General features: G+C 71.1%; 16 protein-coding genes. 9 read left to right on the top strand and 7 right to left on the bottom strand.

The genetic code is table 11. The features are described from left to right. Positions 1-111: 111 nt before the first annotated feature. The 4 genes from ACFXBC_RS27785 to ACFXBC_RS27800 are packed head-to-tail and all read left to right on the top strand — an operon-like array spanning position 112 to position 3,150. Positions 112-363: a hypothetical protein gene (locus tag ACFXBC_RS27785; protein ID WP_385030146.1), complete on the top strand. Its 252-nt coding sequence runs from the start codon at positions 112-114 to the stop codon at positions 361-363. After that, positions 354-1,109, top strand: a complete 756-nt coding sequence (locus tag ACFXBC_RS27790; protein ID WP_385030149.1) for a (Fe-S)-binding protein — start codon at positions 354-356, stop codon at positions 1,107-1,109. The genes ACFXBC_RS27785 and ACFXBC_RS27790 overlap by 10 nt, the downstream gene beginning before the upstream one ends. Next, the gene (locus tag ACFXBC_RS27795; RefSeq protein WP_385030152.1) at positions 1,106-2,524 is read left to right on the top strand and encodes a LutB/LldF family L-lactate oxidation iron-sulfur protein; all 1,419 of its coding nucleotides are present in this window, start codon (positions 1,106-1,108) and stop codon (positions 2,522-2,524) included. Before ACFXBC_RS27790 ends, ACFXBC_RS27795 begins: the two co-directional genes overlap by 4 nt. Next, positions 2,521-3,150, top strand: a complete 630-nt coding sequence (locus ACFXBC_RS27800; protein WP_385030155.1) for a lactate utilization protein C — start codon at positions 2,521-2,523, stop codon at positions 3,148-3,150. The genes ACFXBC_RS27795 and ACFXBC_RS27800 overlap by 4 nt, the downstream gene beginning before the upstream one ends. Positions 3,151-3,289: 139 nt before the next feature. Here ACFXBC_RS27800 and ACFXBC_RS27805 read toward each other — a convergent pair whose 3' ends face one another. Next, the gene (locus ACFXBC_RS27805; protein ID WP_385030182.1) at positions 3,290-4,084 is read right to left on the bottom strand and encodes a VOC family protein; all 795 of its coding nucleotides are present in this window, start codon (positions 4,082-4,084) and stop codon (positions 3,290-3,292) included. 224 nt (positions 4,085-4,308) lie between these two features. Further along, positions 4,309-5,391: an NADH:flavin oxidoreductase/NADH oxidase gene (locus ACFXBC_RS27810; protein ID WP_385030158.1), complete on the bottom strand. Its 1,083-nt coding sequence runs from the start codon at positions 5,389-5,391 to the stop codon at positions 4,309-4,311. A gap of 147 nt (positions 5,392-5,538) precedes the next feature. Between ACFXBC_RS27810 and ACFXBC_RS27815 the strand changes: the two genes are divergently transcribed. Beyond that, positions 5,539-5,883 (top strand): ArsR/SmtB family transcription factor, encoded by a 345-nt coding sequence (locus ACFXBC_RS27815; protein ID WP_385030161.1) that lies wholly within the window; start codon positions 5,539-5,541, stop codon positions 5,881-5,883. 39 nt (positions 5,884-5,922) lie between these two features. Here ACFXBC_RS27815 and ACFXBC_RS27820 read toward each other — a convergent pair whose 3' ends face one another. The 4 genes from ACFXBC_RS27820 to ACFXBC_RS27835 all read right to left on the bottom strand — a co-directional run bounded on the left by ACFXBC_RS27820 (position 5,923) and on the right by ACFXBC_RS27835 (position 9,061). Continuing rightward, positions 5,923-6,537, bottom strand: a complete 615-nt coding sequence (locus tag ACFXBC_RS27820; protein ID WP_385030164.1) for a TetR/AcrR family transcriptional regulator — start codon at positions 6,535-6,537, stop codon at positions 5,923-5,925. 134 nt (positions 6,538-6,671) lie between these two features. Beyond that, complete coding sequence (locus ACFXBC_RS27825) at positions 6,672-7,361, bottom strand: HAD family hydrolase (RefSeq protein ID WP_385030186.1); 690 nt, start codon at positions 7,359-7,361, stop codon at positions 6,672-6,674. Positions 7,362-7,426: 65 nt separating this feature from the next. Next, entirely contained in the window at positions 7,427-8,362 is a 936-nt protein-coding gene (locus ACFXBC_RS27830; protein ID WP_385030167.1) for a M56 family metallopeptidase, read from the bottom strand. A gap of 93 nt (positions 8,363-8,455) precedes the next feature. Next, positions 8,456-9,061 (bottom strand): DUF5134 domain-containing protein, encoded by a 606-nt coding sequence (locus ACFXBC_RS27835; protein ID WP_385030170.1) that lies wholly within the window; start codon positions 9,059-9,061, stop codon positions 8,456-8,458. A 201-nt stretch (positions 9,062-9,262) separates the two neighbouring features. Here ACFXBC_RS27835 and ACFXBC_RS27840 point away from each other — a divergent pair, with 201 nt between their 5' ends. Beyond that, positions 9,263-9,829: a GNAT family N-acetyltransferase gene (locus ACFXBC_RS27840; RefSeq protein ID WP_385030173.1), complete on the top strand. Its 567-nt coding sequence runs from the start codon at positions 9,263-9,265 to the stop codon at positions 9,827-9,829. Positions 9,830-9,852: 23 nt separating this feature from the next. On the opposite strand, the gene ACFXBC_RS27845 is transcribed toward ACFXBC_RS27840, so the two are convergent. Next, positions 9,853-10,503, bottom strand: a complete 651-nt coding sequence (locus tag ACFXBC_RS27845) for a glycerophosphodiester phosphodiesterase (RefSeq protein WP_385030189.1) — start codon at positions 10,501-10,503, stop codon at positions 9,853-9,855. A 378-nt stretch (positions 10,504-10,881) separates the two neighbouring features. On the opposite strand from ACFXBC_RS27845, the gene ACFXBC_RS27850 reads away from it, so the two are divergent. Genes ACFXBC_RS27850 through ACFXBC_RS27860 form a run of 3 tightly spaced genes read left to right on the top strand, consistent with a single transcriptional unit; the run spans position 10,882 to position 14,113 of the window. After that, positions 10,882-12,282: a DUF6421 family protein gene (locus tag ACFXBC_RS27850; protein ID WP_385030176.1), complete on the top strand. Its 1,401-nt coding sequence runs from the start codon at positions 10,882-10,884 to the stop codon at positions 12,280-12,282. A gap of 26 nt (positions 12,283-12,308) precedes the next feature. Further along, the gene (locus ACFXBC_RS27855) at positions 12,309-13,055 is read left to right on the top strand and encodes an SDR family NAD(P)-dependent oxidoreductase (RefSeq protein ID WP_385030192.1); all 747 of its coding nucleotides are present in this window, start codon (positions 12,309-12,311) and stop codon (positions 13,053-13,055) included. Continuing rightward, positions 13,034-14,113 (top strand): threonine aldolase family protein, encoded by a 1,080-nt coding sequence (locus ACFXBC_RS27860; protein WP_385030179.1) that lies wholly within the window; start codon positions 13,034-13,036, stop codon positions 14,111-14,113. Before ACFXBC_RS27855 ends, ACFXBC_RS27860 begins: the two co-directional genes overlap by 22 nt. The last annotated feature ends 71 nt before the right edge of the window (positions 14,114-14,184 follow it).

The following is a 14,184-nucleotide window of genomic DNA, read 5'->3' on the forward strand; positions in this document are numbered from 1 at the left end:
AAATTTCCGCTGCTCTGGAGACTCCATGGCCGACTCTCGCCGACCCCTCCGGTCGAAGGGCGTCCCGTCCTGACATCCTCGGTGTCATCGGCTTCCGGGGCTTCGGTACCCGTGCGGGACTCCGCAGCGACCTCGGCGGTGATCTTCGCGGCGATCTCCGCAGTGATCCCCGCAGTGATCCCCACGGTGGGGCTCGCACTCGTCCTGACCCGGGTACCCGAGACGGCGAACCGCTCGTCGCAGGAGAGCGGGACGGAGCGGCGGCGCGGGGACACGGCGCCGGCCTCCGCCCCGGCCGCCGCCCGACCACCACCGCCGCGGCCCCGAGCCGTGGACGACCCCGAGAAGGACGCATGCGGGTAGGACTGTTCGTGACGTGTGTGAATGACGCGTTGTATCCACGGACCGGCATCGCCGTGGTGAGACTGCTGGAGCGGCTGGGGGTGGAGGTCGGCTTTCCCGCCGGGCAGACCTGCTGCGGCCAGCCGCAGTTCAACACCGGCTACCGCCGGGAGACCGAGCCCCTGGTCCGGCGCTTCGACCGGGAGTTCGCCGGCTACGACTACGTCGTCACCCCGTCGGGTTCCTGCGCGGCGATGGTCCGCGACAACTATCCGCGTATCGGCCGCAAGGCCGCGGCGGAGCACCGCGGGAGCGAACTGGCCGAGGCCGCGGCCCGCTCCGTGCCGAAGACCTACGAGCTGACGGAGTTCCTGGTCGATGTGCTGGAGGTGGTCGACGTGGGAGCGTACTTCCCGCACACGGTGGCGTACCACCCGTCCTGCCACGGCCTGCGGATGCTGGGACTCGGCGACCGGCCGCGCCGGCTCCTCCAGGCGGTGCGCGGGCTCGAACTGCGGGAACTGGAGGGGGCCGAGGAGTGCTGCGGTTTCGGCGGGACGTTCGCGGTGAAGAACGCGGATGTGTCGGCGGCCATGGGGGAGGACAAGGTACGCAACGCGGTCTCTACCGGCGCGGATGTGCTGTGCGGGGCCGACAACTCCTGTCTGATGCACATCGGCGGCATTCTGCGCCGCCAGGACGCGCCGTTGCGGGCGCTCCACCTGGCCGAGATCCTGGCGAGCACCGAAGAGGAGCCCCACGCATGAGCGGTACCTATCTGGGGATGCCGTCCTTCCCGAAGGCGGCCAGGGAGGCCGTACGCGACGAGACCCTGCGCGGCAACCTCCGGCATGCCACCCACACCATCCGCGACAAGCGCGCCAAGGCGGTCTCCGAGCTCTCCGACTGGGCGCGGCTGCGGGAGGCGGGCAAGCAGATCAAGGACCGGACGCTACGTCACCTCGACGAACACCTGGTCCAGTTGGAGGAGTCGGTCACGGCCGCCGGGGGCACCGTCCACTGGGCGTCCGACGCCGATGAGGCGAACCGGATCGTCGCCGCTCTGGTGAAGGCCACCGGAGAGCGGGAAGTCGTCAAGGTCAAGTCGATGGCGACCCAGGAGATCGGTCTCAACGAAGCGCTGGAGGCAGAGGGGATCGCCGCCTACGAGACGGATCTCGCGGAGCTGATCGTGCAGTTGGGCGATGACCGTCCCAGCCACATCCTGGTCCCGGCGATCCACCGCAACCGTGGCGAGATCCGGGAGATCTTCGCCCGGACGATGAGCGAATGGGGGCGGCCGGCCCCCGAAGGGCTGACCGACACCCCGGCGGAACTGGCCGAGGCCGCCAGGCTGCATCTGCGGGAGAAGTTCCTCCGGGCCCGGGTGGGGATCTCCGGGGCCAACTTCATGGTCGCCGAGACCGGCACCCTGGTCGTGGTCGAGTCCGAGGGCAACGGACGGATGTGCCTGACCCTGCCCGAGACACTCATCTCGGTGGTCGGCATCGAGAAGACCGTGCCGACCTGGCAGGACCTGGAGGTGTTCCTCCAGACCCTGCCGCGCTCGTCGACGGCCGAGCGGATGAACCCGTACACCAGCACCTGGACCGGCACCACCGAGGCCGACGGCCCGCAGAACTTCCATCTGGTGCTGCTCGACAACGGCCGTACCGCCACCCTGGCCGACGAGGTGGGCCGCCAGGCGCTGCGCTGCATCCGCTGCTCGGCCTGCCTCAACGTCTGCCCGGTGTACGAACGGGCGGGCGGTCACGCGTACGGCTCGGTCTACCCCGGCCCCATCGGCGCCATCCTCAGCCCCCAGCTCCGGGGCACGCAGAGCGAGATCGACGCCTCGCTGCCGTACGCCTCCTCGCTCTGCGGCGCCTGCTACGACGTGTGTCCGGTAGCCATCGACATCCCCGAGGTCCTGGTCCATCTGCGCGAGCGGGTCGCCGCGCAGGGCGGCAAAGGCCACCGGCTGGAGAAGGCGGCGATGAGGGCGGCCGGCTGGGTGCTCAACCACCCGGCGGCGCTCGCCGCGGGCGAGAAGGCGGCATCGATGACCCGGGGGCTGCACCCCCGGCGGCTCCCGGGCGCTGCGGCCTGGACCGACAGCCGCGACCTGCCCGGACTGCCGCCCGAACCGTTCCGTGACTGGTGGAAGAAGAACCGCGCATGAGCTCCCGCGATCAGATCCTCGCCCGCGTCCGTGCCGCGGTGGCGGGCGCGCCGGAGGCCCCCGAGGTCGTACGCGACTACCTCACCACGCACACCGCCGACGACCCGGCGGCCGTGCTGGACCTCCTCCACGAGAACCTCGCGGACTACCGCGCCCTCGTCCACCGGACCCGGCCCGACGGGCTGCCGGCGCTCCTCGCCCGGCTGCTCGCCGAGCGCGGTGCGACGACGGTGCTGGCGCCGGCCGGGCTGCCCGCCGCGTGGCTGGCCGAGTCCACCGCGGTCCGCAAGGACGACACCCCGGAGTCGACCGCGCAGGAACTCGACGCCGTGGACAGTGTGGTCACCGGCTGTGCGGTGGCCATCGCCGAGACCGGCACCCTCGTCCTGGACGGCAGTGCCGATCAGGGGCGCCGCCGGATCACCCTCGTCCCCGACCACCACATCTGTGTCGTACGGGCCCCCGAACAGGTGGTCGCCTCGGTGCCGCAGGCCCTCCCGCGTCTCGATCCGGCACGGCCGCTCACCTGGATCTCGGGCCCTTCGGCCACCAGCGACATCGAACTCGACCGGGTCGAAGGCGTCCATGGGCCCCGCACCCTCGAAGTGGTCCTCGTCGAGGAGTGACCGGGGCGCCGGCGGATGGCCATGAGCGGTACCGCTGGACGACCGACCGACCGACCGACCGCCACCGCCAACGCTGCCGCACCGGAAGCGGCTGACGGCAATCCGTCAGCCGGGTCGGCAACCCCGCGGGTCAGTACATCTAGTGGCTGTCCGGCGTGCCAGGCGCGATGACCGCGAAGACACCGCCCTGGGGGTCGCTCAGGACCGCCATGCGGCCCACCGCCATGTCGAAGGCCGGGGCCAGCACCGTGCCCTGGGCGCGGACGGCCGCCGCCTGGACGCTGTCCACGTCGTCGACGTTGAAGTACGACAGCCAGTTCGGGGGCGTCCCGGGCGGCAGGTTCGTCATGTCCTTCATCCCGCCGACGGGGCGGTCGTCCACCTTGAGCTCCACATACCCCTCGGCGCCCGGGAGATCGGCGGCGGCGGTGGTGAGCGGCAGGATCGCGGAGTAGAACGCGGCGGCGGCCGGGATGTCGTCCGTGCTCAGCTCGTTCCAGATGAGGGCGCCGTGCTCGTTGACGATCCCCGCACCGTCGAACGAGCCGGCCTGCCACAGACCGAAGACAGCACCGGCCGGGTCGGAGACGAGGGCCATCCGCCCGAGGTCCATCACGTCCATCGGGCCCGTGAGGACCGTGCCACGGGCGTCGGTGACGGCCTTGACGGTGGCGTCGATGCTTGCGGTGGCCAGGTACGTGGTCCACACGGTCGGGGGCATCGGGTCCGGAGCCTTGCCGTCCGGCCCCATCGCCTTCATGATTCCCGCGACGGGCCTGCCGCCGAGGGTGCAGACGGCGTAACCGCCCTGCTCGGCCGGGCCGATCTCGCCCTCCCAGCCGAGGAGGTCGCGGTAGAAGTCGATGGCCGCCTGCTGGTCGGGGACCATCAGGTCGATCCAGCACGGGGTGCCGGGCTTGTAGGGGCCGTTCATTTCGGGCACGGATGCCTCCGGATGGCATGAGGGCAGGACAGGGCAGGACGGGCCATCCATTGCCCGGCCCGGACGCCCCGAAGCGGGCCGTCCGGGTGAGACGGCCGACCGCGCCTCCCCGGAAACAGCCGACGGCCCCTCCCCGGGAGGGGGAGGAGCCGCGGTCACGCCGGCCCGCCGGCCGCTCGGGCCAAGAGGGCGGCGCGCGCCCTCCCGGCCGGAGCTCAGACGGAGCGGTGGTACTGGTCGGGCACGTGGGCGTCGGCGCCCAGTTCGCGGGCGGCGTGGCGGGCGAAGGACGGGTCGCGGAGCAGTTCGCGGCCGACCAGGACGGCGTCGGCCTCACCGTTGGCGAGGATCTTCTCGGCCTGCTCGGTCTCCGTGATGAGGCCGACCGCCGCGGCCGGGACGCCGGCTTCGTTGCGGACGCGGGCGGCGAAGGGGACCTGGTAGCCGGGGCCGGTCGGGATGCGGACGCCTGCGGCGTTGCCTCCGGTGGAGACATCGATGAGGTCGACGCCATGGGCCTTGAGCTCGGCGGCGAAGCGGACGGTGTCGTCGGCGGTCCAGCCTTCCCCGCCCTCCAGCCACTCGGTGGCGGAGATGCGGAAGAACAGCGGGAGTTCGTCGGGCCAGACGGCGCGCACGGCGTCGGTGACTTCGAGGGCGAAACGGGTGCGGTTCTCGTAGGAGCCGCCGTACGCGTCGGTGCGGTGGTTGGAGTGCGGGGAGAGGAACTCGCCGATGAGGTAGCCGTGGGCGCCGTGGAGTTCGATGACCTCGAATCCGGCGTCCAGGGAACGGCGGGCGGCGTCCACGAACTGCTGGACTATCTCCTTGATGCCGTCGACGGTCAGCTCGGTGGGTGCCGGGTGCCCGTCGTCGAAGGGAACCGGGCTCGGGGCCAGAGCCTGCCAGCCGTACTCGTCCGTGCCGAGCGGCTTGCCGCCCTTCCAGGGACGGTCGGTCGAGGCTTTGCGGCCGGCATGGCCGATCTGGATTCCGGGAACCGTGTTCTGGCTCCTGAGGAAGTCGGTGATGCGGCGGAAGGCTCCGACCTGGGCGTCGTTCCAGATACCGAGGTCGTAGGGGGAGATCCGGCCCTCCGGGGAGACAGCGGTCGCTTCGACGATGATGAGGCCGGTGCCGCCGGCGGCACGGGCGCCGTAGTGCTGGAAGTGCCAGTCGTTGGGGGCTCCGGTGAGAGGGCCGTCGGAGGCAGCGCTGTACTGGCACATGGGCGGCATCCACACGCGGTTGGGGAAGGTCAGCGACCGCAGGGTGTACGGCTCGAAAAGGACGCTCACGTGAGGCTCCATTCACGACGGCATGGGGACGGCTAATACGGTACCTGTCGTAGTACGGTAAATGTCAAACTACGAAGGAACTCGTACAATTCCCGGAAGTGGGCCGTCCCCAGGAACCGTCCGGGCCCAGAGGTGAGGAGAGTCGTCGTGGCGACCGCAACGAGCAACCGTGTGCTCGCCCATCCGGCGCGTGACGAGATCCGCCTGGACGGCTTGCTCCATGCGCTGGCCGACCCCATGCGGATGTGTGTGGTACGTGAACTGGCCGTGGACGGCGGTGAGTTGTCCTGCTCCCGGTTCGACCTTCCGGTGACTAAGTCGACCACCACCCACCACTTCAGGGTGCTGCGCGAGAGCGGTGTGATCCGGCAGATCTACCGGGGCACCGCGAAGATGAGCGTCCTGCGCAGGGATGATCTGGAAGCGGTCTTCCCCGGCCTGCTGGACGGGATCCTCGCCGCGGCCGATGCGGAGGCCGCGCGGGAGGCGTGATCGGCCGTCCCGTGATCAGCCACCCATGATCCGCGACCGTCAGGAAGATGACGCGGGGCCGTCGGCCGGAGGCACGCCCAGCCTCCAGTCGAGTCCGTACCGCTGGAACAGCTCGGCCCGCAGCCGTGCGTGCGGCATCGGCGCCCCCGGCAGCAGCTGGGCGAAGACCGTGCCCATGAGCTGGGCGCGCAGCAGCGGATAGTCGGTGTCCGGGTCGGGCGATCCGTACCGCGCCACCGTCGAGCGCAGGACCCGGGCGAGCTGTTGCTGTTCGGGGCACTGTACGAACCCCTGTTCCTGGAGGATTCCGGCCATGTGGGTCCGCATCAGCACGGGGTGGTCGTCGGCCAGCCCCAGGATCGCGTCGATGGCCCTGGCCAGCAGCTCCTGACCGTCGTCGGTGCGCGGCTCCCGCTCCAGGGCCTCGGTCAGCGTGCGGTGCATCAGGCGGTGCACGGCGGACTGCAGCAGATACCGCTTGCCCGGGAAGTAGTACGAGACGAGGCCGCGGGCGGACCCGGCGCGGTCGGCGATGTCCGCCAGCGTCGTCGCCTCGTACCCGCGCTCACCGACAAGATCCACTGTGGCCTGCAGAAGCCGCTCGCGGGAGCGCCGCCGCAACTCCTCATTGACCGATGGGCTGCGCGGGGACATGCTTACTCCTGCGTTGACTGGCTCTCAGCCAACTATAATCAGCGCATCCTGCGAAGTGTGCCGTCAGGGGCAGTTCCGCGGGATCCGTCCGGACCGGGCGACGCGGGGGATCGTCCGGTCCGGACCTCCTGCTGTCAGCCGGCCAGCTCCAGGACCGGCCGGAGCGCGTCAGGGCGCTCGGCGGCGGGCAGATGGTCCACGAAATGGACCGCGCAGCCCAGATTCCGGGCACCGCCGTCGGCGTCACGGCTGTCGCCGACCATCAGGGTCTCGCCGGGGTCCTGCCCCAGCGCCTCACAGGCGGCACGGAAGAGCCGGACGTCGGGTTTCTGGATGCCGTGCTCGTACGACAGGGTGTAGTGGTCCACATACGGGTCGACTCCGTGGCCGCGGAACACCGGCCGGAGGTCCCAGCCGATGTTGCTGACCACGCCGACCGCGATCCCGCGGGCGTGCAGGGTGCTGAGCACTTCGGCCGCGTCCGGGTAGGGGTGCCAGGCGCCCGGTGTCATATGGCGCGTGTAGAGGGCGTCGTACAGCGCCGGATCCGGCAGCGCGACCTGCCGGGCGAGACCCGTGAACGCGGCCCGGTGCTGTACGGCGCTCTCGTCACGGGAGGCCCACAGCCCGGCGAGCGAGGGCGGTACGCGCTGTGGCTCCGGACCGCCGGGCTGCGCTCCCGCCGCCGCCAACTCTGCGGCACGGAGTGCGAGTTCCTGCTGGCCCAGGCCGATACCCGTCTCGTCGACGGTGGCGCGGAGCCAGGTTGCGACGGGCTCGATCCGGAAGAGCGTTCCGGAGAAATCGAAGAGAACGGCCTTGATCGTCATACGGGTGTTCCTTACCTTCCCAGCCGCAGCGACTGTCGCCGGGCATCGGCGCCCCCGGGCTATCCGAGCGCGCGCAGCCCCGGGACGAACGCCACAAGCAAGGGCACGACCGGCACCAGGGAGGCGGCGGCGGTGAGGCGCAGCCTGCGGCCCGTCGTGAGCCGCGGGGCCGCGCTCAGCAGCCGGTCGACGCGGTGCGGAAGCTCCGCGTCGGAGGTCGGGCAGGGGCCGAAGACACCGCGGTGCTCATTGAGTTGGACCAGGGCCAGCGCGATCGTGAGCCGGCCGAAGCGGCGCGAGGCCACATCGTCGGCGGCGAGCTCCACCAGCCGGTGCATCTCGTTGCGGAAGGCGGCGAAGACCGGAATCTGCGGAAAGCCCACGGCGAGCGCGGCCGAGCAGTGCAGCAGCCAGTCGTGGCGGGCGCGGGCGTGGCCCTGCTCATGGGCGAGCACCGCATCGAGTTGACGGCCTTTCAGGCCCCGGAGCGCCGCCGTGGTGATGACCAGCTGGGGGGCCGCGCCGGGCAGCCACCAGGCGTCGGGGCGCTCGCCCTCCAGGACGACGAGGCGTTCGCTGCCCGGCTCCTCGCCGGGCAGGACGGGGGAGCGCACCAGCAGTTCCCTGCGGCTCTGCCTGCGTGCGGCCCGTGCGCGGCGGACCTCGCGGGTGAGCATCACGGCCGTCCAGACCCCGCCGGCGGCCAGCACCGTGGCGGTCGCCGCCGACCACTGGGCGTACGCGCCGAGTGCGTACGCCTCGACGACGGCGTGCGGGGCGGGCGCGAAGACATGGCCCCGTACGAGCTGCCAGGCGGCCGATGCGCTGAACGTCATCGCCAGGGCGAAGCAGAGCAGTACGGCGGCCACCACGCACTGCCACACCCAGAGCGCCACCACCGGCTCCCGCTCGGGCCACTGGGCGCGCGCCAGAAGCCGTGGTGCCGCAACTGCAGCCACGGCTCCGATCAGCAACAGCGCCAGGGAGACCACCATGGGCGCCAGTTTATGGAGTCGGCGCGGCGCCGGGGTATGGCCTGGCTCCGCAAGTGACACAGGACACGGTCGGGTTCCCCCGCCGGGCCCGGGTCAGACCGTCAGCAGCATCGCGAACATCGCTGTCCCCATCGCGAGCCTGCAGGCGAGTGTCAGCTCCGGACGGGCGCCCCAGCCGCCGGCTCCGCCGCCCGCACCGGCGGCGGCCGCCGCGGGCGCCGGTGCGGGCACCAGCGCCGCGCCCGCGCGCAGGATGTACCCGGCGTAGTAGACAAGCAGCGCGCCGGTGATCAGCGGGACCCCGCCGGCCGGGTGCGCCGTGTGCGCCATCGGGGCCATCGGGGCCATCGCGCCGCCGTCCGCTCCGCCCGCCATCCCCGATGTCATCGTGAGCGCCATGTAGACCATGGCCAGCGAGCCGACCAGATGATGCAGATGGCGCGCGCCCTTCCGCAGCCGCCACAGCGCCCGCAGACCGCTCACCGCGAAGACCGCGGCGAGCACCGTCCACCCCCACTCCGGGGGAGCGGCCACCACGGCCGGCAGGGCCATCGCCGCCATCCCGAACCCCATCAGCGCCTCGCTCCCGGCGGCGGCCCGTGCCCGCCGCGACACACCGCGCATCCGCAGCAGGCAGTACCCGCCGGCCGCTACGCACAGTGCCATCAGCAGCCAGCCGGACATCGCTGATCCGTGCACGGCGTACCTCCCCCTCCGACGCGTCGGCCCGCCGGGCCGCCCCCGACGCATCAATGCCCGCACCCGGCGGAGCGCACGCGAGCGCAGGGGGGCACGGGGGAGCGCGTCACGGGCGCGTTACTGTCTGGACAGCGGCGGGCGGGACGGCTCCGGCCCGCTTCCGGCCCGCCCGGGACCGCCTTCGACAGGAGACATCACCCCATGGACACCGCCCCCGACCGGATCACTTTCAGGGACGCGGCAGAGGCCGACGTACCGGCGCTCGTCGCCCTGATCGAATCGGCCTACCGCGGGGAGACCAGCCGCGCCGGCTGGACCACGGAGGCGGACATCCTGGACGGCCGGCGCACCGATCCTGAGGGGGTGCGCGGGGTGCTGGCGTCGCCCGCGAGCAGGGTGATGGTGGTGGAGCGCGACGGCGAGCCGGTCGCCTGTTGCCAGCTGGAGCGGCGCGGCCACGCGGCCTACTTCGGGATGTTCGCGGTCAGTCCGGCGCTCCAGGGTGCGGGTCTGGGCAAGCAGATCATCGCGGAGGCAGAACGCCGGGTGCACACGGAGTGGGGCGCCGACGAGATGCAGATGACGGTCATCTCGGTACGGGACGACCTCATCGCCTGGTACGAGCGGCGCGGCTACCGCCGTACGGGGAGGATGTACCCCTTCCCGTACGGCGACGAGCGGTTCGGCATCCCGCTCCGCGACGACCTGCAGTTCGAACTGCTGGTCAAGCCGCTCCCGGCCGGGTTCCCTGTCCCCCGGGCCCAGTAGCCCCCCGGGCCCATCAGCGGCGCTCAGGCGGTGAACCGCCCGGTGCGCCGGATCTCCGGGTAGTCGGTGGTCGCACCGTCCAGGTCCAGGGCCCGGACCAGCCGCAGATGGTCCTGGGTGTTCACCACCCAGCCCAGCACCTTCAGCCCCTCGGTGTGCGCCTTCTCGACGGTCTCCAGGGTCAGCCTGCGGATGTTCAGCGCCACCGTGGCCGCGCCTGCCGCCTTGGCGCGGTCCACGATGTCGGGCCCCCAGCGGCTCGCGATCAGCACGGTCCGTACACCCGGCACGAGCGCGGCGATCTCGCGGACCGCCTCGTCGTGGAACGAGGAGACCTCCACCCGTCCGGCCAGGTCGCGCCGGAGCATCACATCGGCGAGCGCCCGCGCCGCCGCCACGTCCTTGATCTCGGCCTGGACGGGGGAGCGGACCGCGTCCAGCACCTCTTCGAAGACCGGGATCCGCTCGCCCTGCCCGGCGTCGAGCTCACGCAGCTCGGCGAGTGTCCGGTCGGCGATGGCTCCCCTGCCGTCGGTCGTGCGGTCCACGTCCGTGTCGTGCATGACGACGAGTGCGCCGTCCTTGCTCAGATGCAGGTCGAGCTCGATGGCGTCCATACCCGCCTGTTCCGCGTGGCGGAAGGAGCGCAGGGTGTTCTCCGGCTCGACGCCCATGACCCCGCGATGTCCGATGATGAGGAGACTCAAGGTTCTCTCGCTTCCGTCGACGGCGGCTCTCGCGTGGCATTGCTACCCAGCTGACAGAGCCGCAGCCCAACGTTCCGTATCCACCCCTCGTCCGCGCGCCCCGCGGCGCCCCCGTGGCCCGCGCCTCCGGTCGGCGGGAGCCTCTGCCACAGATCTTCCGATGTGCGGTTTTTCCGGCCCCCGCAGGGTGGAAGCGGTTTCCTCCGGGGCATAAGACAGGAAGATTCGCTGCGATCACGGGGGTTCAGCGGGACAATCTCCTGAGGGCTGCCTTGAATGAGCCTTCCGAACATGGATACGGTGTCCCAGCGGTTTGGCGGAAAGTTCTGCTGTGGAGGAAGTGACATGACGAAAATTCTTGTGCAGGACACGGTTGGCGGCGGTATATCGGACACCCCGCGCGTGGTCGAGCACCCGGCCTGGCCCGTGCTCAAGAACGCCGTCGAGGAGATCCGGCCCTGGCAGTCGAAGGACGGTTCCATCGACTTCGAGGCCGACGGAGCCCCTTCCCGTGACGACGTCGACGCCGCGTTCGCGCGCGTGACCGGAGCGATCGAGCAGCTCTCGCCGCTGCTGCCGCACGACGCCGCGTACCACGAGGCCCTCGTCGCCGACCTCCGCAAGTGGGCCGACAGCGGATTCGCCGTCCCGGACTTCCTGGACTCGCTGCTCGCCTTCCACCCCGCAGACCTGCGCGCCGACGGACTCCAGCACCTGGTCGTCTTCGCGATGTACACGCAGAACGGCAACCCCGACCGCAATCTCGAAGCGGTCGTACTGCGCATGGTCTGGCCGGAGTGGCTCTCCGACCTGGAGGCCACGCGCTACGACAACCCGCTCTTCTGCGGGATCACCTTCGAGGACTTCACCTCCGGGTACGACACCAACTCCGCGGTGCTCTTCCCGGAGACCATCGCCGTCCGCGAGGCCCCCGAACGTTTCACCTGGGGCGGCATCTTCTGCGACCGCGAGGCGGCCCGCTTCCGCGCCGTCACGGAGGCCGCCGTACAGGTCCTGCGGCTCGAACTGCCCGACGACATCCGGGAGATGGTCTCCGACCAGGAGCGCTGCCAGCAGGCGTTCGTCCTGTGGGACATGGTCCACGACCGCACCCACAGCCACGGTGACCTGCCCTTCGACCCGTTCATGATCAAGCAGCGCCAGCCGTTCTGGATGTACGGCCTCGAAGAGCTGCGCTGCGACCTCACGGCCTTCCGGGAGGCCGTGAAACTGGACGCCGACGGCTTCGGACAGGGCCGTGACGTCCAGTACGCCGTGCTCTTCGACCGGATGTTCCGCTTCCCGGTGACCGGCGAGCGCGTACGCAACTACGACGGTCTCGGCGGCCAGCTGCTCTTCGCCTATCTGCACCAGCACGACGTGGTGCGCTGGACCGACAGCACCCTGAAGATCGACTGGGAGCGCGCCCCGCAGGTCACCAACCAGCTCTGCGCGGAGATAGAGGACCTGTACCGGGCGGGCATCGACCGCCCCAAGCTGGTGCACTGGTTCGCCGGCTACGACCTGGTCTCGCGCTATCTCGCGCCCCACCCGGGATCGCGCTGGGCCAAGGGTCCGGACGCCCTGGATCTGACCCTGCCGCCGCGTAAACTGGTGGACGACGTGCTTCCGGACGAGTTTCCGCTCAGCATGTTCTATGAGGCACTCGCCAAGAAGCTCAAGGGTGTGGTGGCCTCGACCAAGGGCATCACCGCGGCGGGCACCCCCCAGCGGGAAGCGGCGTGAGCGCCCGCAGGCAGGAGGCGGAGACGATGAGCAAGGGATCGCTGGACGGAGCCGTGGTCGCGGTGGCCGGGGCCGCGGGCCCGGCGGGCCGCGCGGCGCTGCTGAGGCTGGCCGAGGCCGGAGCGACCGTGGTAGGCGCCGACGCCGACGTCGCCAGGCTCGCCGAGGCGGTGGACGCGGCGCGCTACGCGCACGGCGGCGCCACCGTGACCGGGGAGAGGGTCGATCTGCTGGACCTGGAGGCCACCCGGGCCTGGGCGGACCGTACCGAGGCAGAGTTCGGCCGTATCGACGGTCTGGTGCACCTGGTCGGCGGCTGGCGCGGCGGCGCCACCTTCGCCGACACCGCCGTCGCCGACTGGAACCTGCTGGAGCGGCTGCTGATCCGCACGGTGCAGCACACCTCGCTCGCGTTCCACGACGCGCTGCTGCGCAGCGACCGCGGCCGCTATGTGCTGATCAGCGCGGCCGGTGCGTCCAAGCCCACGGCGGGCAACGCGGCCTACGCGGCGGCGAAGGCGGCGGCCGAGGCCTGGACGCTGGCCCTCGGCGACGCCTTCCGCAAGGCGGGCGGTGAGGACGGTCCGCGTACCGCCGCCTCCGTCCTGGTCATCAAGGCTCTGGTGCACGACGCGATGCGTGCCGAGCGTCCGAATGCGAAGTTCTCGGGCTTCACCGATGTCGCGCAGCTGGCCGAGGCCATCGCCGGTGTCTGGGACCAGCCCGCCGGAGATGTGAACGGAAAGCGCCTGTGGCTGACTCCCGCCCCGTGACGACCGATGCCGTACGCCACCACGACCCGCAGGTCCGCGGCTTCGCCAGTGACAACTACGCGGGCGCGCACCCGGAGATCCTGGCCGCGCTCGCCGTCGCCAACGGCGGGCATCAGATCGCGTACGGCGAGGACCAGTACACCGACCACCTCCAGCGGCTGATCCACAGCCACTTCGGGCAGAGCGCGGAGGCGTTCCCGGTCTTCAACGGCACCGGGGCCAACGTCGTCGCGCTGCAGGCGCTCACCGACCGGTGGGGCGCCGTCGTCGCGGCCGAGACGGCCCATATCAACGTGGACGAGGGCGGCGCCCCCGAGCGCGTCGCCGGACTCAAGCTCCTCACCGTACCGACGCCGGACGGCAAGCTCACCCCTGAGTTGATTGACCGTCAGGCTTTCGGCTGGGACGACGAGCACCGGGCCATGCCGCAGGTCGTCTCGATCACCCAGAACACCGAACTCGGCACGGTCTACACGCCGGATGAGATCCGGGCGATCTGCGAGCACGCCCACGGCTACGGGATGAAGGTGCATCTCGACGGGGCCCGGATAGCCAACGCGGCGGCCTCGCTCGACGTACCGATGCGCGCCTTCACCAACGCGGTGGGCGTGGACATCCTCTCGTTCGGCGGCACCAAGAACGGCGCGCTCTTCGGCGAGGCGGTCGTGGTCCTCAACCCCGACGCCGTACGGCACATGAAGCATGTGCGGAAGATGTCGATGCAGCTGGCGTCCAAGATGCGTTTCGTCTCGGTGCAGCTGGAGGCGCTGCTGACCCGCGATCTGTGGCTGCGCAACGCCCGCCACGCCAACACCATGGCCCAGCGCCTCGCGGCCGGTGTCCGCGAGACGGACGGGGTCGAGATCCTGCACGAGGTCCAGGCCAACGCGGTGTTCGCCCGGCTGCCGCACGATGTCAGCGAGCGCCTCCAGAAGCGCTACCGCTTCTACTTCTGGGACGAACCGGCCGGCGATGTCCGCTGGATGTGCTCCTTCGACACCACCGAGGACGACGTGGACGGCTTCCTGCTGGCTCTGAAGGAAGAACTGGCCCGCTGAGGCCGGAGAGGAGCCGGCCCGCTGCGGCCGGAGGGGAACCGGCGGCCCCCTGACGCCGATGAGGTCCGCGG

It is taken from the genome of Streptomyces sp. NPDC059398 (assembly GCF_042751845.1).
Taxonomy (GTDB): domain Bacteria; phylum Actinomycetota; class Actinomycetes; order Streptomycetales; family Streptomycetaceae; genus Streptomyces.

Coding starts and splice junctions, on each gene's coding strand:
- ACFXBC_RS27800 (WP_385030155.1), top strand. CDS start 2,521: ATGAGCTCCCGCGATCAGATCCTCGCCCGCGTCCGTGCCGCGGTGGCG.
- ACFXBC_RS27840 (WP_385030173.1), top strand. CDS start 9,263: ATGGACACCGCCCCCGACCGGATCACTTTCAGGGACGCGGCAGAGGCC.
- ACFXBC_RS27845 (WP_385030189.1), bottom strand. CDS start 10,503: ATGGGCGTCGAGCCGGAGAACACCCTGCGCTCCTTCCGCCACGCGGAA.
- ACFXBC_RS27805 (WP_385030182.1), bottom strand. CDS start 4,084: ATGAACGGCCCCTACAAGCCCGGCACCCCGTGCTGGATCGACCTGATG.
- ACFXBC_RS27790 (WP_385030149.1), top strand. CDS start 354: ATGCGGGTAGGACTGTTCGTGACGTGTGTGAATGACGCGTTGTATCCA.
- ACFXBC_RS27855 (WP_385030192.1), top strand. CDS start 12,309: ATGAGCAAGGGATCGCTGGACGGAGCCGTGGTCGCGGTGGCCGGGGCC.
- ACFXBC_RS27795 (WP_385030152.1), top strand. CDS start 1,106: ATGAGCGGTACCTATCTGGGGATGCCGTCCTTCCCGAAGGCGGCCAGG.
- ACFXBC_RS27830 (WP_385030167.1), bottom strand. CDS start 8,362: ATGGTGGTCTCCCTGGCGCTGTTGCTGATCGGAGCCGTGGCTGCAGTT.
- ACFXBC_RS27820 (WP_385030164.1), bottom strand. CDS start 6,537: ATGTCCCCGCGCAGCCCATCGGTCAATGAGGAGTTGCGGCGGCGCTCC.
- ACFXBC_RS27850 (WP_385030176.1), top strand. CDS start 10,882: ATGACGAAAATTCTTGTGCAGGACACGGTTGGCGGCGGTATATCGGAC.